Annotated in this window: 21 protein-coding genes; 15 read left to right on the forward strand and 6 right to left on the reverse strand. The window is 66.1% G+C overall.

The window, feature by feature from the left end; translation table 11 throughout:
* Positions 1-16 precede the first annotated feature (16 nt).
* The 3 genes from ACSFB7_RS16100 (at position 17) to ACSFB7_RS16110 (ending at position 1,843) form a co-directional block, all read left to right on the forward strand.
* The gene (locus ACSFB7_RS16100; RefSeq protein WP_435471749.1) at positions 17-613 is read left to right on the forward strand and encodes a cob(I)yrinic acid a,c-diamide adenosyltransferase; all 597 of its coding nucleotides are present in this window, start codon (positions 17-19) and stop codon (positions 611-613) included.
* Positions 610-972, forward strand: coding sequence for a hypothetical protein (locus ACSFB7_RS16105; protein ID WP_435471751.1), 363 nt, complete (start codon positions 610-612; stop codon positions 970-972). The genes ACSFB7_RS16100 and ACSFB7_RS16105 overlap by 4 nt, the downstream gene beginning before the upstream one ends.
* 355 nt (positions 973-1,327) lie before the next feature.
* Positions 1,328-1,843, forward strand: coding sequence for a class IV adenylate cyclase (locus ACSFB7_RS16110; RefSeq protein WP_435471753.1), 516 nt, complete (start codon positions 1,328-1,330; stop codon positions 1,841-1,843).
* Here the strand turns inward: ACSFB7_RS16110 and ACSFB7_RS16115 are convergent, their stop codons facing one another.
* A complete protein-coding gene (locus ACSFB7_RS16115) occupies positions 1,844-2,482 on the reverse strand; it encodes a GDSL-type esterase/lipase family protein (protein WP_435471755.1) in 639 nt (212 codons plus the stop codon).
* Positions 2,483-2,653: 171 nt separating this feature from the next.
* On the opposite strand from ACSFB7_RS16115, the gene ACSFB7_RS16120 reads away from it, so the two are divergent.
* The 6 genes from ACSFB7_RS16120 (at position 2,654) to ACSFB7_RS16145 (ending at position 9,029) form a co-directional block, all read left to right on the forward strand.
* A complete protein-coding gene (locus ACSFB7_RS16120) occupies positions 2,654-3,835 on the forward strand; it encodes an ABC transporter substrate-binding protein (protein ID WP_435471757.1) in 1,182 nt (393 codons plus the stop codon).
* A 169-nt stretch (positions 3,836-4,004) separates the two neighbouring features.
* Entirely contained in the window at positions 4,005-5,834 is a 1,830-nt protein-coding gene (locus ACSFB7_RS16125; RefSeq protein ID WP_435471759.1) for an ABC transporter permease, read from the forward strand.
* Between the two features lie 16 nt (positions 5,835-5,850).
* Entirely contained in the window at positions 5,851-6,429 is a 579-nt protein-coding gene (locus ACSFB7_RS16130) for an OsmC family protein (RefSeq protein ID WP_435471761.1), read from the forward strand.
* Positions 6,413-7,261: an ABC transporter ATP-binding protein gene (locus ACSFB7_RS16135; RefSeq protein WP_435471763.1), complete on the forward strand. Its 849-nt coding sequence runs from the start codon at positions 6,413-6,415 to the stop codon at positions 7,259-7,261. Before ACSFB7_RS16130 ends, ACSFB7_RS16135 begins: the two co-directional genes overlap by 17 nt.
* Complete coding sequence (locus ACSFB7_RS16140) at positions 7,258-8,103, forward strand: ABC transporter ATP-binding protein (protein ID WP_435471765.1); 846 nt, start codon at positions 7,258-7,260, stop codon at positions 8,101-8,103. Before ACSFB7_RS16135 ends, ACSFB7_RS16140 begins: the two co-directional genes overlap by 4 nt.
* A 32-nt stretch (positions 8,104-8,135) precedes the next feature.
* Complete coding sequence (locus ACSFB7_RS16145) at positions 8,136-9,029, forward strand: VOC family protein (protein ID WP_435471767.1); 894 nt, start codon at positions 8,136-8,138, stop codon at positions 9,027-9,029.
* Between the two features lie 34 nt (positions 9,030-9,063).
* Here the strand turns inward: ACSFB7_RS16145 and ACSFB7_RS16150 are convergent, their stop codons facing one another.
* A complete protein-coding gene (locus ACSFB7_RS16150; protein ID WP_435471769.1) occupies positions 9,064-9,456 on the reverse strand; it encodes a VOC family protein in 393 nt (130 codons plus the stop codon).
* 16 nt (positions 9,457-9,472) lie between these two features.
* Here ACSFB7_RS16150 and ACSFB7_RS16155 point away from each other — a divergent pair, with 16 nt between their 5' ends.
* On the forward strand, positions 9,473-10,204 hold the full coding sequence (locus ACSFB7_RS16155; protein WP_435471771.1) for a CPBP family intramembrane glutamic endopeptidase: 732 nt from the start codon (positions 9,473-9,475) through the stop codon (positions 10,202-10,204).
* Positions 10,205-10,219: 15 nt separating this feature from the next.
* Here the strand turns inward: ACSFB7_RS16155 and ACSFB7_RS16160 are convergent, their stop codons facing one another.
* The gene (locus tag ACSFB7_RS16160; RefSeq protein ID WP_435471773.1) at positions 10,220-10,648 is read right to left on the reverse strand and encodes a winged helix-turn-helix transcriptional regulator; all 429 of its coding nucleotides are present in this window, start codon (positions 10,646-10,648) and stop codon (positions 10,220-10,222) included.
* Between the two features lie 110 nt (positions 10,649-10,758).
* On the opposite strand from ACSFB7_RS16160, the gene ACSFB7_RS16165 reads away from it, so the two are divergent.
* Both ACSFB7_RS16165 and ACSFB7_RS16170 read left to right on the forward strand, forming a co-directional pair.
* Entirely contained in the window at positions 10,759-11,349 is a 591-nt protein-coding gene (locus tag ACSFB7_RS16165) for a dihydrofolate reductase family protein (protein WP_435471775.1), read from the forward strand.
* 124 nt (positions 11,350-11,473) lie between these two features.
* Positions 11,474-11,905, forward strand: coding sequence for an RcnB family protein (locus ACSFB7_RS16170; protein ID WP_435471777.1), 432 nt, complete (start codon positions 11,474-11,476; stop codon positions 11,903-11,905).
* 81 nt (positions 11,906-11,986) lie between these two features.
* Here the strand turns inward: ACSFB7_RS16170 and ACSFB7_RS16175 are convergent, their stop codons facing one another.
* Positions 11,987-12,250 carry a hypothetical protein gene (locus ACSFB7_RS16175; RefSeq protein ID WP_093242115.1) on the reverse strand — a complete coding sequence of 88 codons (264 nt, stop codon included), beginning with the start codon at positions 12,248-12,250 and terminating at the stop codon, positions 11,987-11,989.
* A gap of 127 nt (positions 12,251-12,377) precedes the next feature.
* Complete coding sequence (locus ACSFB7_RS16180; protein WP_187113112.1) at positions 12,378-13,322, reverse strand: CysB family HTH-type transcriptional regulator; 945 nt, start codon at positions 13,320-13,322, stop codon at positions 12,378-12,380.
* Between the two features lie 167 nt (positions 13,323-13,489).
* Between ACSFB7_RS16180 and ACSFB7_RS16185 the strand changes: the two genes are divergently transcribed.
* Both ACSFB7_RS16185 and ACSFB7_RS16190 read left to right on the forward strand, forming a co-directional pair.
* Positions 13,490-14,092: a TetR/AcrR family transcriptional regulator gene (locus ACSFB7_RS16185; protein ID WP_435471780.1), complete on the forward strand. Its 603-nt coding sequence runs from the start codon at positions 13,490-13,492 to the stop codon at positions 14,090-14,092.
* A 614-nt stretch (positions 14,093-14,706) separates the two neighbouring features.
* Positions 14,707-15,621 (forward strand): alpha/beta fold hydrolase, encoded by a 915-nt coding sequence (locus ACSFB7_RS16190; protein WP_435471782.1) that lies wholly within the window; start codon positions 14,707-14,709, stop codon positions 15,619-15,621.
* Positions 15,622-15,643: 22 nt separating this feature from the next.
* Here the strand turns inward: ACSFB7_RS16190 and ACSFB7_RS16195 are convergent, their stop codons facing one another.
* Entirely contained in the window at positions 15,644-16,591 is a 948-nt protein-coding gene (locus tag ACSFB7_RS16195; protein ID WP_435471784.1) for a fatty acid desaturase, read from the reverse strand.
* A 163-nt stretch (positions 16,592-16,754) separates the two neighbouring features.
* On the opposite strand from ACSFB7_RS16195, the gene ACSFB7_RS16200 reads away from it, so the two are divergent.
* Positions 16,755-17,747 carry a Bug family tripartite tricarboxylate transporter substrate binding protein gene (locus ACSFB7_RS16200; protein ID WP_435471786.1) on the forward strand — a complete coding sequence of 331 codons (993 nt, stop codon included), beginning with the start codon at positions 16,755-16,757 and terminating at the stop codon, positions 17,745-17,747.
* Positions 17,748-17,975: the final 228 nt, after the last annotated feature.

Raw genomic sequence — 17,975 nt, forward strand, 5'->3', positions numbered from 1 at the left:
GTCAACAGGAGCGCCCATGGGCAACCGACTTTCCCAGATCGCCACCCGCACCGGCGACGACGGCACCACAGGCCTGGGCGACAACACGCGCGTGCCCAAGGACCATTTGCGCGTGCACGCGATGGGCGATGTGGACGAGCTCAATTCGCAGATCGGCGTGCTGCTGTGCGAGCCCATGCCGGAGGCCGTGCGCGAGCTGCTGGTCGACGTACAGCACCAGCTTTTCAACCTGGGTGGCGAGCTGTCGATGCCGGGCTACACGCTGCTCAAGCCTGAAGCGCTGCTGCAGCTCGACAACGCGCTGGCCGATCACAACGCCGCCTTGCCGCGTCTTGCCGAATTCATCCTGCCGGCCGGCACGCGCGCGGCCTCGCTCGCGCATGTGTGCCGCACGGTGGCGCGACGGGCCGAACGCGCGGTGGTCGCGCTCGGTGCGACGGCCGAACTCAACGACGCGCTGCGCCAGTACCTCAACCGGCTCAGCGATCTGCTCTTCGTGCTGGCGCGCGTGCTCAACCGCATGAACGGCGGTGACGACGTCTACTGGAAGAGCGAGCGCATGGCGCGCGCGGCAGCCGCAGAAGCCGAAGACAACGCCAAGGAGGCACCATGAAGACTTTCCGTACCGCATCACTCACTGCAGCAGCAGCCATCGTCGCCGTAACGCTCTGGCTGCCGGCCACAGCGCAGGCACAGAGTGCCGACAACCCACCTCAGGCGCAACGCGCCCACACCATCAAGGCACCGGCGCGCAACGGCAAGGTGGTGGGCAGCGTGCAGCGCGGCACCAACGCGGCGGGGCGCGGCGTCAACCGCGCTGATGCGGCCACGCGTCGCGGTATCAGCAACGTGTCGGAGAAGGCGAGCCGGCCGGTGCGCAACGTGGGCGAGGCCTTTGGCCGCAAGCTCTCGCCGGGCTCCAGTGGGCGTGCTGCGCCACCGGCTGTGGGGCCGCAGGGCAACGCGCCTTGATGTGTGGGGTCGTGAGCGCCGCGTGAGTTTTTGCGCTGCTGCTGTTCAGGGCGACGCTCACGCCGACACGGTGCTCTTTTTCGCGAATGTCCCCCGCTTCGCTCCTCCTTTATTTCGCGAAAAAGAGCCCCGTATCGACGTGAGCGTTCAGAGCACTTGTTGATCGGCGATCACCGGCAGCGTGTCCATGTGCGAATGACGCCGGGTGCTCCCCGCAGCGAAATAAAGGAGGAGGGGCGCGTAGCGCCCCGGGGGACATTCGCGGAGGGGAGCACCCGGTGTCATTCGCACGCGCCCTGAACAAGAACGCCAAATACACAGCAGTCCAAAAACGGCACAAAAGAGAACACCCGAGATGGCAAGAAACATAGAAATCAAGGCCTGCATCGACAGCGTGGAACGCGTGGCACTCATTGCAGCGAAGCTCGCCGACCAAGGCCCCATCGAGATCGCGCAAGACGACACCTTCTTCCGCTGCAACGACAGCGCAGACCGCCTCAAGCTGCGCACCTTCGCGCCCGACCGCGCCGAGCTGATCTTCTATCGCCGCGCCAACAGCAGCGGCCCGAAAGAGTCGTTCTACCTGATCACACCCACCGACAAGCCTGATGTGCTGCGTGAATCGCTCACGCTTGCGTGGGGGCAGGCAGGCCGCGTGCGCAAGCAGCGCCGGTTGTTCATCGTCGGCCGCACACGCGTGCACCTGGACCGTGTCGAAGGCCTGGGCGAGTTTCTTGAACTCGAAGTGGTGTTGAAGGAAGGCGAGACGCCCGAGGCCGGCGTTGCCGAGGCGCATGCGCTCATGGCGCAACTGGGCATCGGCACCGACCAGTTGGTGCAGGGCGCCTACGTCGACCTGCTGAACGCCTGATCAACGCCAGCCTGCGGCCTTGAGCTGGTCCGCCAGCAACTGCGCGACCTTTTCATAGCCTCGTGCATTGGCATGGATGCGGTCGGAGCGCAGCGATGCGTCCGACAGCACGCTCGAATAGACATTGGCGACCAGCAGCGCCTGCGCTGACTTCGCGACTTCTTCGTAGACCGGCGCATCGCTGAGCGAGCCGATGGCCGCGCGCATCGCATCAGGCGCGGGCGTGGCCAGCAGCGCGACATGCGGCGTGTGCGCACTTGCCTGGCTGACCAGTGCCGCGAGGTTGTCGCGCGTGGCATTGGGAGACACGCCGCGCAGCATGTCGTTGCCACCGATGCCGATCAGGATCGCGTCGTAGCTGCCCGCCGCCAGCAGCGCGGGCAGGCGCTCCAGCGCACCGGCCGAGGTGTCGCCGTTGATGCCCGCGTTCTCGATCTGCCAGCCCGTCAGCTCGCCCAGTTTCACGGGCCACGCAGCGTCGGGCGGTGCGCCGTAGCCGAAGGTCAGGCTGTCGCCCAACGCCAGCACGCGGGCGTCCGGTTTCAATGCGGTGGCGGAGGCCTTGCGCTTGCCACAGGCCGCGAGCACTGCGGCAGCCGGCACGCCGGCCAGCAGTTGGAGAAGGTGTCGTCGCTTCATGTTGCGCGCAGCTTAATTGCTGGCCCGCATCGAGCCGATGCAAGGCCCACGGGCGTGCGGGCCTTTGCTCGGAAAGCGCATAAGCCTCCCCGTTTTTGTTCGTTCTCGCGCAAGGCACAGGCGCGAAGAATCGCGGCCCTGCACGCTCATTCATTACCGGGGTCCGACACCATGTCGCTGTTCAATCGCCATCGTTTCCTGCGCCATGTGGTCGCACTTTCCGCCGCGCTGCTGGCCGCGCCGATCGTGGCCTGGGCCGCGCCCGCCACCGGCGAGCCGGTGTGGTTCGGCGTGAGCGGGCCGCTCACCGGGCAGAACGCGCAGTACGGCGCGCAATGGAAGGCCGGCTTCGACCTGGCGCTCGAACACATCAATGCACAGGGCGGCATTCATGGCCGTCCGTTGGCCTACAACTTCGAAGACAGCCAGAGCGATCCGCGCCAGTCGGTGGCCATTGCGCAGAAGCTGGTGAACGACAAGCGCGTGCTGATCGAACTGGGCGACTTCTCGAGCCCTGCTTCGATGGCCGCGTCGCCCATCTACCAGCGCGCAGGCCTCGTGCAACTGGGCTTCACCAACTCGCATCCCGACTTCACCAAGGGCGGCGACTACATCTGGAGCCCGTCCATCAGCCAGGCCGACGCACAGCCGCTGCTGGCCGAACTCGCGGTGAAGACGCTGGGCTTCAAGCGCATTGCGGTGCTGTACCTCAACACCGACTGGGGCCGCACCAGCAAGGACGTGCTGGTGAAGGCCGCGCAGGAGCGTGGCGCGCAGCTTGCGATTGCCGAGGGCTACCAACCCGACGAGAAAGACTTCCGCTCGACGCTGGTGCGCGTGCGCGACGCCAACCCTGATGGGCTGGTGCTCATCTCCTACTACCCCGACGGTGCGCTCATCGCGGGGCAGGTGCGCAGCGTGGGGCTCAAGCAGCCGATCGCCGCGGTGGGCTCGGTGTATTCGCCGAAGTTCATCGAGCTTGGCGGTGCGGCGGTGAACGGCATCTACACCAACACCGCCTTCTATCCCGAAGAGCCGCGCGCCGAGGTGCAGGACTTCGTGAAGAGCTTCCGCGCGAAGTACAGCAAGGAGCCGGATGCGTTCAATGCCTACGCGTATGACGCTGTGGTGTACGCCGCAGCAGCGCTGCGCCAGGCCGGCCCGAAGGCTGATCGCAAGGCGGTGCGCGATGCGTTCTACAAGATCAAGGATGTGCCCAGCGTGATCTTCGGCAAGGCGAGCTTCGATGCGCAGGCGCGCCGCGTGGTGGGGGTGAAGAGCGTGAATCTGGTGGTGAAGGACGGCAAGTGGGCGCAGGTCGATGAGAAGGCGGCGCTGGCCTTGTCGAAATGAGCGGTCTTTTGTCTTTTTCCCTCTCCCTCTGGGAGAGGGCCAGGGTGAGGGCAGTCGGCATCACAACATCGCGCGGCCTTGATTGCCGCGTGCCCTCACCCCAACCCTCTCCCAGAGGGAGAGGGAGCAAGACGGGGAGAGGGGGCGCGGCCCTCATCAAGGCCACCCGATGAGCTTCACCTCCTTCTTCGACTACACAGTCAACGGCCTGATCATCGGCAACATCTACGCGTTGCTCGCTGTCGGGCTCGCGCTGATCTTCGGTGTCTCGCACCTGATCAACTTCGCGCACGGCTCGGTCTACACGGTCGGCGCGTACATCGGCTGGGCCAGCATCACCTACCTGCACACGCCGCTGCCCGTGACCATCCTGCTCGTGGTGCTGGGCTCGGGCGCACTCGGCATGCTGATCGAGCGCGTGGGCCTGCGGCCGTTGCAGGGCGCCGCGCGCATCGCGCCGCTGCTGGCGACCATCGGCATCAGCTTCGTGCTCGACATCCTCGTGCAACTGGTCTTCAGCCCCGACCCGCGTTCGCTGCCCACGCAGCTGCCCGATTGGCGCCTGCAGATCGGCACCGGCACCATCGGCGCGCTCGACCTGCTGATCGCGGGCATCGGCATCACCAGCGCGGCTGTGCTGTTTCTCTTCCTGCGTTTCACGAAGCTGGGCTGGGCTGTGCGCGCCACCGCGCAGGACCGCGATGCGGCGCAGCAGATGGGCGTGGACGTCGACCGCGTCAACCAGACGGTGTTCGCGATTGCCGCCGCGCTGGGCGGCCTCTCGGGCCTGCTGGTGGGCATGTACTACAACAACATCAGCCCGGCGATGAGCTTCCAGGCCACGCTCAAGGGCGTGGTGGCCACCGTGGTCGGTGGCGTGGGCAACGTGCCGGGCGCCATCGTCGGCAGCCTGCTGTTGGGGCTGATCGAGAGCTATGGCGTGGCGATTCTCGGAACGCCCTACCGCAACCTCTTTGCCTTCGCGTTGCTGCTGGTCATCCTCGTGTGGAAGCCCAACGGCCTGTTCGGCCGCAAGCGCGCGCTGCCGCCCGAGCCGCTGACCGGTACCTTCATCGCACCGAGCAAGCCGTGGCACATACCGCGCCGTGTGCTTGCCGCGCTGTTCGCGGCGGCGGTGGCATTGCCGTTCTTCGATCCATCGCCCTACCTGCTGCAGACGCTCACCAACGCATGGCTCTACGGCGCGCTGGCGCTGAGCCTCACGCTGGTGGCCGGCACCATCGGGCAGATTTCGCTCGGCCATGCGGGGCTGCTGGCCATCGGCGCGTATGCCTCGTCGCTGCTGGTGCTCGACCTGCACCTGCCGGTGGGCACGGGCATCGTGCTCGCGGGGATCCTCACGTCGCTGATAGGCACCGCGTTGATCTTCCCGGCGTTCAGGCTGCGCGGGCACTACGTGTCGATTGCCACGCTCGGCATCGGCGAGATCGTGGCGCTGACCATCCTCAACTGGGAAAGCCTCACGCACGGGCCCATCGGTGTGTCGGGCATTCCGCCGCTGTCGCTGTTCGGGCGCGATGCCTCGTCGAACGAGGCCATCTACTGGGCCTCGTTCGGTGCGATGGTGCTGCTGGCCCTGCTGCAGTGGCGCTTGCTGCGTTCGCACCTGGGCCGCACCTTCCGCGCGGTGCGCGAAGACGAAGTGGCCGCGCGCGCCTACGGCGTGAGCCCCGACCGCTACAAGGCGCTGGCCTTCGGCTTCGGCGGCTTCGCGGCGGGTGTGAGCGGCGCCTTCACCGCGCACATGTACTCGTACATCAACCACGAGACCTTCGGCTCGCAGATCTCGATCCTCGCGCTCACGATGGTGATCCTCGGCGGACTGGGCAACATCAGCGGCGCCTTGCTCGGTGCGGTCGCGCTCGTGAGCCTGCCAGAGCTGTTCCGCGTGACGGCCGAGTACCGGATGCTGATCTACGGCGTCGCATTGCTTCTGTTGATCCGCTTCCGCCCGCAAGGCCTGCTGGGCACCGTCTGAAAGAACCAAACACACCATGAGCCACCTCAACGATTACCTCGCCGAGAAACGCGCCGCCGTGCTGGCACGCAATGCCGCTGTCGAAGCGGGCACCGCACAGCCCTTGCAGCTCAAGGCCAGCGTGAAGGCCGAAGGCCGCAGTGGCGTGCGCCGGCTGCGCATTCGCGATCACCAGGTCATCAGCGACAGCCCGCCCGATTTCGCGGGCTACAACCTGGGGCCCAGCTCGCCCGAGCTGCAACTGGGTGTGCTCGGCACCTGCGTCACGCACATCTTCCTGATCCAGGCGGCAGAGCGCCAGGTGCCGCTCGAAAGCCTCGAAGTCGAAGTGACCGGCATCATCGATCCGCGCGGCGGCAAGCCGGGTCATGAGCACACGCCCATCTGGCCGCACCAGATCGGCTACACGGTGCACATCGATTCACCCGCGAGCCGCGAAGACATCGACGCGCTGTTCGAGGCGGTGGAGCGCAACTGCCCCATCCTCAACCTGCTGCGCAATCCGCAGACCATCCGCGCCGAAGTGAAGCTCGTCAACTCGAAGGCGCAAGCGGCCAACGCGCCGTCGAAGGCGGGCGATGCCATCGCTGCTTGAGATCCGCGGTCTCACGCGCCGCTTCGGCGGGCTGACGGCGGTGAACGCGATCGACCTGCATGTGGGCGAGGGCGAACTGCTCAGCGTGATCGGCCCCAACGGCGCGGGCAAGACCACGCTGTTCAACCTCGTGACGGGCCTCGATCGGCCCGATGCCGGGCAGGTGCTGTTCGACGGACAAGACATCACCGGCCTGCCGGCGCAACAACTCGCGCAGCGCGGCCTGGCGCGCACCTTCCAGCATGGCCGGGTGTTCGCGAACCTCTCGGTGCTCGACAACGTGCTGGTCGGCGCGCACACGCGGCTGCGCGCCGTGAAACCGCGCGTGGGCGGTGTGCCGGGGCTGGGTGCGCTGGCCGAGCTGGCGCTCGCGCTGGTGCAGCCCGCTGCCGTGCGGCGCGAAGAGCAGGCGCTGCGCGACGAGGCGCACGCCATCATCGCGCTCTTCGGCGAACGCCTCACGCCGCGCACCAACCATCCGGCGTACAGCCTCTCGTACGCGAACCGCCGCCGCGTGGAGATCGCTCGTGCGCTCGCGCTCAAGCCGCGCCTGCTGCTGCTCGACGAGCCCACGGCCGGCATGAACGAAAGCGAAACCGCGGAGATGCTGGAGATCATTCGCGGCCTCAAGTCGCGCGGCCAGACCATCCTGCTGATCGAACACAAGCTCGACCTCGTGATGCAGTTGTCGGATCGCGTGGTGGTGCTCGACGACGGCCGCAAGATCGCCGAGGGCCTGCCTGATGAAGTGCGGAACGACCCGGCCGTGATCGAGGCGTACCTCGGCCATCGCCACGTGGGCGAAGCACACAAGGAAGCGGTGCCCGCATGATCGCCACCGTCGCACGCACCGGCCTTTCTCCTTCCACCCTCTGGGGAGAGGGCAGGGGCGAGGAACTGCCCGAACGGAGCACTGCGCCTGCGCTTCGCAGTGCCACACAGCCCCTTCTGCAACTCAGAAAGATCAACAGCTTCTACGGCCCCGTGCAAGCCCACTTCGACCTCGACATCGAAGTGCGCAAGGGCCAGATCGTCAGCCTGCTCGGCGGCAATGCGAGCGGCAAGTCGACCACCATGAAGATCGTGCTCGGCCTGCTCAAGCCGCGCTCGGGCGAAGTCAATTTCAACGGCGAGTCCACGCTCGGCCTGAGCACGCCGCAGATCATCCGCAAGGGCATCGGCTCGGTGCCCGAGGCGCGCCGCCTGTTCCCCGCGATGACCGTGCGCGAAAACCTGCTGATGGGCGCCTACGCGCGCAGCGACCGCAGGGCCGTGGCCGAAGACCTCGAACGCATGCTCGAGCTGTTCCCGCGCGTGGCCGAGCGCATCGAATTCCAGGCCGGCACGCTGTCGGGCGGCGAGCAGCAGATGGTGGCGATGGCGCGCGCGCTCATGGGCCGCCCGCAACTCATCTGCATGGACGAGCCGACCATGGGCCTGTCGCCGCTGTATGTCGACAAGGTGCTCGAACTCATCGCGCGCATCAACGGGCAGGGCGTCTCGGTCTTCATGGTCGAGCAGAACGCCAGCCTTGCGCTGCAGATCGCGCACCACGGCTATGTGCTGCAGACCGGGCGCATCGTGCTCTCGGGCCCGGCACGCGAGCTGCTGGCCGACGCGCGCATCCGCGATGCCTACCTCGGCGGCGAGGGCGCGGCCCGCACCGCCTCTTGAATCCACAACCGGACACACGGAGAACGATCACCATGCCATTGACACTCGACCACATCGTGATCGCGGTGCACGACCTCGAACGCAGCATCGCCGACTACGGCGCGCTCGGCTTCCATGTGCTGCGCGGCGGCGACCATCCGGGGCGTTCCACGCACAACGCGCTGGTGGTGTTCGGCGACGGCAGCTACTTCGAGCTGATCGCGTGGCGCCAGCCCTCGCCCAACGAACGCTGGTGGCAACTGCTGCAGCGGCATGGCGAAGGCATCGTCGACTTTGCGCTGCTGCCGCGCGACACCGCCATCACCGTGGCCGATGCCAAGGCACGGGGCCTCACGCTCGAAGGCCCGCTCGACGGCGGCCGCGTGCGTCCCGATGGTGAACGCCTGCGCTGGCAGACGGCACGTGCCTCCTCGGCCGACCTGCCTTTCCTGTGCGGCGACCTCACGCCGCGCGCCTTGCGCGTGCCCGAAGGCGAAGCGCGCGTGCATGCCAACGGCGCGCTCGGCGTGGCCAGCCTGGCGATTGCGGTGCGTGACCTCGATGCCACGCTGGCGCGCTACCGCGCCTTGCTCGGCATCGTGCCCGACGATGCCGACACGCACATCGGCGAGCCGGTGGCGGTGCCCGGCAGCAACCTGCGCGTGGCGGTCATTGCGCTGGGCGGCAGCGTGCTCGTGCTGTCGTCACCGCGCGAGAACGCATCGGCCCCGCAGGAGGGCAGCGGCACGCTCACCCAGCGGATCGCGGCCCGTGGCGAAGGCCCGTATGCGCTGGTGTTGCACACAGACCGGCCGCAATCGACCGGTGTGTTCGACCTGGCACGCACTCATGGCGCGTTGATCGAACTCGACCTGCCGCCGGTGGAGCGCCATGCGAAGCATGGCAGCGCACATGCCGATCAGGCCAACAGCGTGGTGGGCGGATAGGCCGCTGCAGGCCGTCGCATCGAGACAGTGGCGTTCAGGCCACCCGTTCGCGCAACTGGAACACATTGCCTTCGGGGTCGTGCCCATCGCAATGGCGGTGGCCGTTGAATTCCCACTCCGCCTCCGCGGGCTTCAGGGCGCCACCGCTTTCGGCCGCCAACCGGCGCGCATCCGCGAGGCTGGCCACCGGGAAGATGAATTTCAGCGCGGTGTTCTCGCGCAGCACCGGCGGCTGCGCGATCTGCACCTTGGCCGCGATGCCCGGATTCATCGCGACAATGAAGAGCTGCAGCGCCGGCGAGGCCAGGCTCGCATGGTCGGGTTCCGGTGGCGAGAGCGTCAGCCCCGCGACCTTTGCGTAGAACGCGCCCACGCGGGTGACGTCCTTGGCATAGATGACGGCTGCTGCGGCGGTTTGATCTGGCATACGCACTTTCTCCTCGATGGTTTCTTCTTCACTGTTCGGCTACCTCGTTTCGATTCTGCCTGCGGGCGCGCTCGCGCTGGCTCTGTTGCTGCTGATCCCACGTGCGTTGGTGGGTGCGCGGGTGGCCGTGCACATCCTGTTCTTCATCCTGGCGCGCGATGCCATGAGCCCTGCGGGTTTCTGGCAGCTCGATGCGGGCTCGATGCGTTTGAGCGGACCGGCGCCGGTGCTGTTTGCACTGGCGGGCATGTCCGCCGCGCTGGTCGTCGGCGTGGCCTGGCTGGAGCGCGCGGCGCGCGAGGGCATGGCGTGGTGGGGCAAGGGGCGGGTGGTGGCGTCGGTGCTCTGGGGCGTGCTGGGTGCGGTGGCCGTTACCGCCATCGCCGCTGCACTGAAGGCCATGCTGGGGCTGTCGTCGTTGCCGGCACCGGGTCCCGCGATGTACGTGCCGATCCTGGTCTTCGCGCTGCTGGGCAATGCCTACGAAGAGCTGCTGTTTCGCGGCATGCTGCAGCAGCGCCTGGCACAGCACATGTCGGCAACGCGCGCTTGGTTCGTGGGGGCCGTGTTGTTCAGCCTGTGCCATGCGTGGCTCGCGTTGATCGTCACGCGCGTGGGCCTGCCGGTGCTGGTCTTCACGCTGATCGAAGGGTTGGTCGCCGGTTTCGTGTACCGGCGAGCGGGGTTGCTCGGTGCCACGCTGGCGCACGGCCTTGCGATCTTCGCGCTCGCGGTCGGCCTGTACTGATCGATCTGACGCCGGTCAGGCCGCGCGGCCGGCGGCGTGCGCCTTGCGCAACTCGGCCTGCATCTTCTTCTGCAGCGGCAGCCCGCCTTTTTCGAGCGCCGCGGCGGGCGCTGCGCTTTGCTTCGTGGCGGACGTGTGCTTGCGCCCCCAGATGCCGAGCTGCGTCACCACCGGCAGAAGGTCGATGCCCCTCGGCGTGAGGCTGTAGATGGCCTTCTGCTTGTGGCTCGGGTCATCGGTTCTGGTGAGCACGCCCTGTTCGACGAGCGTGTTCAGCCGCTCGGTCAGGATGTTCGAGGAGATGCCTTCCTCGGACTGCAGGAACTCCCGGAAGTGCCGCTTGCCGGCAAACATCATGTCGCGAACGATCAGCAGGCTCCAGCGGTCGCCGAGGACTTCGAGCGCGAGGTTGATCGGGCACAGCGATTTCTGTTGAGTGGCCATGGGGCTTGTGTGGGCTGAAAAACTGATTGCAGTTTCGCACCAGTTCGCCAATACTCCAACTGCTTGCATTTCAAGAGCAGTTGCATTGAAAGATGCGAAGGAGAAGCCGCATGCGAAAACTCATACTCCAGATGCAGATGTCCGTCGATGGATACGTGTCGCCCGCCAACGGCAATCTCGACTGGCAGGTGTGGGGCTGGGGCGATCGCTGGGCCTGGGACGACCGGCTGAAGCAAGACTTCAACACCGTCTTCGGTGGTATCGACACCATCCTGCTGAGCCGCAAGATCGTGGAAGAAGGCTACCTCGACCATTGGGGTCGCGCTGCGAAGAGCCATCCGGCCGACCCGCACTACGCCTTTGCACGAAAGGTGGTCGATGCGCGGAAGGTCGTGCTCACCGACAAACTGAAGGCATCGCGCTGGGAGCGCACCGTCATTGCGCGCGGCGGCATGGCCGACGAGGTGAACGCGCTCAAGCAGCAGGGCGGCAAGAACATCCTGTGCATCGGCGGTGTGGGCTTCGCGTCTGCGCTGGTGGCGCATGGGCTGGTCGACGAGTTCCAGTTCTTCGTCAATCCCACGGCCGTGGGCGGCGGCCGTTCGGTGTTCCACGATCCGCACAAGGGCCACAAGCTGCGCTTGCTGCAGTCCACGGCCTACGAATGCGGCGTCGTGGTCAACCGCTACGCCCCGATTTGAAGGACAAGGCCTCGTGCGGATACCAGCCCTTACCTGATTTCACCTGACCGAGACCTGAAGCGTCCGTTCGGGACACATGCGCGGCACACAATGGACTCGTCATCAACGCATGAAGGAGTTCCAGATGATCATCAATTCAAAGAGCATGGCCGTCGCTGCTGCGGCGCTCGCGATGTGCATGGCCGCGGGAAGCGCCTTTGCGCAAGACCGCCGCTTCGATGGCCGCCCCGGCGATGGTCGTCCGGGTGACGGTCGGTATGAACAGCGCGACCGCAACTTCGATCGCGGTGGCCCGCGCGGCGGTTACCGCGGCAACCAGGACTTTCGCGATGGTCGCCAGTTCGATCGCCGCGGCTTTCCGCAGCCGCACGTCGAATGGCGCCGTGGCGGCCGCGTGCCGCCCGAGTATCTGGGCCGCAACTACGTGGTGAACGACTGGCGCGGCTATCGCCTGCAGGCGCCGCCCCGTGGCTATCAATGGGTCGGCGTGGGCGGCGACTTCGTGCTCGCGGCCATCGCCACCGGCGTGATCGCGAACATCATCGCAGGCCAGTAAACAGCCGCGTCGGTTCACGACAGCTCAAGAAAAGCCGCCACAGGCCACTGTGGCGGCTTTTCTTTTGGGGGAGTGTGGCTCTCAGGCCAGTGCGGTGGGCACGGACTGGGCGCAGACGTTGCGCCCGGTGATGGTCAGCCGAAGGCCGCCGCCGTGCCATTCGAGCCAGTTAAGGCTCACATACGCGTCGATGTCGCTGTCGTCGATGCGGTCGGCCTGGCGGCTTTGCAGAAGCTCCACCGTGGCGGGCAAAGCCCGTCTCAACCGCTCGCGCCGCTCCGCTGCATCGGCCGCCTTGAGGGCGGCCCTTGTTTGCTGTTGCTGCTGCTGCGGGGTCGATGCCATTGCTGATCCGTTTCCAGGAAGCCAGGGAATTAACCCGAATGTACGCCCCTTGTGTGAAGGTGCATTCTTCTTTTTTAACCTCTCTGTCGTCCGTAGTACACGCCACGCAACAGACGCTGGACAGCCCCTAGATTTCGTAGTGCGATGCCCTTGCCTCATCGCCCAAAGCCTTCTCCACAACCGCGCGTGTCAGCGTGGGGGCAAACGACTCGATGAAGGCATAGACGTACTTGCGCAGGTAGGTGCCGCGCCGCACCGCCAGCTTGGTGAGGTTGATGCCGAACAGGCGCCCCGCGTCGAGCGCGCGCAGTTGCGTGTCGCGCTCGGCCTCATAGGCCACGCCGGCCACGATGCCCACACCCAGGCCCAACTGCACGTAGGTCTTGATCACGTCGGCATCCATGGCGGCGAGCACGATGTTGGGCTGCAGCCCGCGTTGCTCGAAGGCTTCGTCGATGCGAGAGCGGCCTGTGAAGCCGGTGTCGTAGGTGATGAGCGGATAACGTGTGAGCGCATCCAGCGTGAGCGGCGCGTCGAGCAGCGGATGCTCCGGCGGCACGATCACCGAATGCGTCCAGCGGTAGCAGGGCAGGGCGACCAGTTGCGGATAGTCGCCCAGCGCCTCGGTGGCAATGCCCACGTCGGCTTCGCCATCGAGCAGCATCTGCGCGATCTGCTTGGGCGAGCCCTGGTGCAGGTGCAGTTTCACGTTCGGAAACTGCGTGCGGAATTCCTGCACCGCCACCGGCATCGCATAGCGCGCCTGCGAGTGCGTGGCCGCCACCGAAAGCAGGCCGCTCTGCTGCGCGACGAACTCCTGTCCGGCATGCCGCAGGTTGCTGCTCTCCATGAGCATGCGCTCGATGATCGGCAGCACATGGCCGCCCGGCTCGGTCAGGCCGGTCAGCCGCTTGCCGGCGCGCACGAAGAGCTCGATGCCGAGTTCCTCTTCGAGTTCGCGGATCTGCCGGCTCACGCCGGGCTGGGAGGTGTGAAGGGTGTGCGCGACTTCGGTCAGGTTGAAGCCGCAACGAACGGCCTCGCGTACCGAGCGCAGTTGTTGAAAGTTCATCTGGCGCGGAAGGGTCGGGGCCCCGGAGCGGGGCCGACCGGCGATTCTCGGCACAAGTGCTTATTCGGGGAACGATGCGTTTGTTGGTTTCACATGAGTAAAACATCTTTAGAGCCTTTGTTGGCGGGTGTCTTGTAATTTCGCACGTCCGTGCTAAAGTTTGCCGCATGGACGCCAAGACCCAGAAAAGCGAACTCACCCGCACCGCCATCGTCGGTGCGGCGATGAACCTTGCGCTGGCCGAAGGGCTGGAGGCGATCACGCTGCAGGCCGTCGCGAGCCGGCTCGGGCTGTCCAAGAGCGGCGTGTTCTCGCGCGTGGGTTCACGCGAGGCGCTGCAGAAGGCCGTCATCGAGGAGTACGGCCGTGGTTTCCTGGCCGATGTGTTCGTGCCCGCCATGCAAAAGCCCAAGGGCCTGCCCCGACTGAACGACATCGTGGCGCGCTGGATCGCCCGCACCCGCGACGTGGAGATGTACACCGGATGCCTCTACATGGCCGGTGCCTTCGAGTTCGACGACCGAGAAGGCGAGCTGCGCGACGTGCTGTTCGACGAGATCACGCGTTGGCGTGCTGCACTGCGCCGCACGGTGATGCTCGCGGTGGAAACTGGCGAACTGAAGGCCGACACCGACCCCGCGCAACTGGTCAGCGAAATGAACGGCGTGATGATGACCCAGCTGCACGACGCGCGTTTCCTGCGCGACCCGCAGGCCGCCGACCGCGCCACGCAGACCTGGCAGCGGCTTCTTTCCAGCTACCTCGCCTGACTCACGGAGCAGGCAGATTTCCCACGTTCCCATTTGCCAGAATTTCGCACAGTCGTGCGATAAGTAGGAGAAGCACCATGCTGATCATTGCCCTCTTTCTCGCCGTCTACGCGACCGTTGTTGGCGCCCGGACTGTTTGCGACACCTTGCGCAGCTTGCCTCGCAGCAATCGCGATTGGGTCTGGTACTAGGGATTCGACTTCGCTCTTCTGTTCGTCGCGTTGTGTTCGGTGTGCGTTGGTTTTGCGCTGCTGCTGTTCAGGGCGACGCTCACGCCGACACGGTGCTCTTTTTCGCGAATGTCCCCCGCTTCGCTCCTCCTTTATTTCGCGAAAAAGAGCCCCGTATCGACGTGAGCGTTGGAAAGAGCGGTCGTTGATCGGCTGCACACCAGCAGCGTGCCTATGTGCGAATGACACCAGGTGCTCCCCGCAGCGAAATAAAGGAGGAGCGAAGCGGGGGACATTCGCGGAGGGGAGCTCCTGGTGTCATTCGCACGCACCCCGAATGAACCCGAGCCCAAGCCCCCGAATGTCCCAACCGACAAGCGCTCGTTTCGTACGTAGCAGGCCACGCAACAGCGTGGTGAAAAACGGATATCCAAGGACCATCTCATGACAAGCACTTCCGCCGCCTCGAAGGCCGCTCCCGTCAACTACTACGGCGCCAGCCGGCTGATGCGTGCGATGCGCTTTGGCCTGGGCGCCTCGCAGCGCCTTTGGCCCGCGCTGGGCGTGCACGCCGCATATCGCGTGTTCGGCACACCACTGCCGCCCAAGTGGCTCTATCGCGGCCAGCACCCCGGCACTGACTGGCGACACGAAGCCTGGTCCTTCGAGGACGCGAGCCTGGGCATCTATCACCTGGCCGCACAAGACTCGGCCGCGGAATCGGCACCTGTCGTGCTGCTGGTGCATGGCTGGGGCGGCCACGCGGGCCAGATGCTGCCGCTGGCCCATGCGCTGGCTGCCGCAGGCTTGCGACCGGTGCTGCTCGAACTGCCGGCCCACGGCCGCAGCGCGGGCACCGCGACCAACGGCGCACAGTTCGCGCGCGCCATCGACTACGTCGCGGCGCGGCTCGCGAACGATGGGCACGCACTGCGCGCAGTGGTGGCGCATTCACTGGGCGCCAACGCGCTTGCCTACGCCACCGGGCGAGGGCTGCCCGCGGAGCGCATCGTGCTGCTTGCACCGCCCGCGTCGCCACGCGAATACACGCGCTACTTCGCAAATGCGTTCGGCCTCAGCGAATGGACGCGGGCTGCGATGCAACGGATGTTCGAGGCGCGTGAAGGCGTGCTCATGCCGCAGTTCGAGCCCGCCTTCGTGGGCCCGCGCATCGCGCAGCCGACGCTGATCGTGCATGACCGAGACGACCGCGTGAACCGCTTCGCAGATGCAGAGGCTTACCGCGATGCCATCGCCAACGCACGCCTCGTGGCCACGCAGGGCTGGGGGCATCGCCGAATCCTCAAGGAAGCAGCGGTGCTCGACGAGGTGACGCGTTTCCTGATGACGCTGGCGTAGGCAGCCCTGGGCCAGCTGCCAGCTACCACGTCGGATGAACCGGCGTGAACACCGGCCTGAACAGATGCCGCCACACGATCTGCCCGTACCCCCGGTAGTAGAAATGGCCGTTCGCTTCCAGCACCGCCGCGCGATGGCGCCGGAAGTACACCGGGATCTCGTACCAGGGCATCGTCGGCGCACGGTGATGCACATGGTGCAGGTTGTTGAAGAGGTAGAGCAGGCCGAAGACGATGTTCGACTCGACGATGGCCACGCGTTCGTGCGGCGTGTCGGCCCAGCGGTGCTCGGTGAAGGTGCGCAGCGAGCCCAGCATCATCCCGGGGTAGACGAAGTACAGCAGGTATTCGCCAATGCCCATGCCGCAGACCACGGTCACGTAGTACAGCACCGGCGCCACGCTCAGCGCATGCCAGCCCCATGTCGGCAGGCGCGAGAAATTACCCGAAAGAACCTGCCCCAGCTCGAAGCGCACCAGCTTCCACAGCCGCAGGAACGGCCCCAGCACCACGCGGAACGCGATCGTCTGGTTCGCCATGTAGATCCACCGCCACACCGGCCCGTAGCCGGCCCATGCGGGTGCCGAGTGATAGGCGCTTTCTGTGTCGCGCTCGGGATGCGTCAGGTGGAAGTTGACGTGGTGCGAACTGTGGCCGCGGTTGTAGAAGGGGTAGGGCAGCCACAGGTTGAGCGGCGGCCACACGACGGCATGGCGCAGCCAGGTCGGCAGATGGCGCATCGCGTGGATGCTCTCGTGCTGCAGCGAGAAGTGCAGTTGCGCGAGAAAGCCGCCGAGCACGAACAACGCCCAGCCCGGCAAGGCCGCGTGCCACCACAGCAGCGCGGCCCACGCAACGTACAGCGCGGCCGCCAGCAGCAGTGTGGGCACTTCGTAGTGCCACCACCAGTGCTGGCGCTTGGCAGTGGGTGCGCGCGTTGGCGCGGGCGACGGTTCGGCGGTCGAAGTCATGGTGCGAGGACTGCGATCCTAGGTATGAAGAACCCGCTTGCATGCGCGCATTTCGCATAAGCAATGTCGTGAAACTTCGTTCCGGCCCGGGGACCCTGCGTCCTACGCTCGACGTCTTTGCTGCGCTCCTGGCGCTTCCGTCTGTCTTCGCGTCTCCTGCCCCATGAAACCCTCTCTCTCCCGCCTTGCCGTTCTGCTGGGGGCGTTGTCGTCGTCCGCGCTGTTGAGCTTCGCGCCCGCCCACGCCGCCACCGTGGACGACTACCCGACCAAAACCATCCGCGTCGTCGTTCCCTATCCGGCTGGCGGCATTGCCGACAAGATCGCGCGTGAGGTCGCCGAACAGCTCCAGCAGCGGCTCAAGCAGGCGGTGGTGGTCGAAAACCGCAGCGGCGCGGCCGGCAACATCGGCTTCGAATACGTGGCGCGCCAGCCGGCCGATGGCTACACGTTGCTGCTGGCGCCCGCGTCCAATCTCACGGTGCAGCCCGCGCTCTTCAAGCAGTTGAGCTACGACCTCGCGCGCGACTTCACACCGGTGTCGCTGCTGGTGCAGACGCCGCAGGTGCTGCTGGTCAATCCGAAGCTGTCGATCAATACGCCGCGCGAGTTGATCGACTATTCGAAGAAGCACCCCGGCAAGGTCAACTACGGCATCAGCGTCGGCGCGTACTCGCACCTCGCGGGCGAGCTGCTGAAGACGCAGACCGGCGCCGACTTCACCGCCATTCCTTACCAGGGCAGCGCGCCGGCCATCAACGACCTGCTGGGCGGCCAGACGCAGTTCATCTTCAACGAGGTGATCACCGCGATTCCTTTCGTGAAGGCCGGCACCCTGAAGCCGCTGGCCGTGGCCTACAGGACGCGCGCGCCGTGGCTGCCCGATGTGCCGACGACCGCCGAAGCGGGCTTGCCCGATTTCGAGGTCACGTCCTGGTACGGCGTGGTGGTGCGCAGCGGCACGCCGGCGCCGTTGGTGCAGCGGCTGTCGCGCGAGTTGCGCGACATCGTGCAGTCGGCTGATTTCAAGAGGCGCTATGACGACATCGGCGCGTTCACCGTGGGCAATACGCCTGAGGAGTTCGGCCGCTTCATCCAGACCGAGACGGTCAAGTGGACGGCTGTCGTGAAGCAGGCGGGGATTCAGCCGAACTGATACGGGGATGGATCTTGCTTCGCGGTTTGTCGTGTTTGAAGTGCGTTGTTCAGGGCGGCACGAGCGTTGGACAGAGTAGTCGTTGATCAGTGATTCACCAGCAGCGTGCCCCTGTGCGAATGACACCAGGTGCTCCCCGCAGCGAAATAAAGGAGGAGCGAAGCGGGGGACATTCGCGGAGGGGAGCTCCTGGTGTCATTCGCACTCGCCCCGAACAAGCAGCGTTCA

Source organism: Variovorax raffinosi (genome assembly GCF_051216615.1).
In the GTDB taxonomy this organism is placed as follows: Bacteria; Pseudomonadota; Gammaproteobacteria; order Burkholderiales; family Burkholderiaceae_C; genus Variovorax.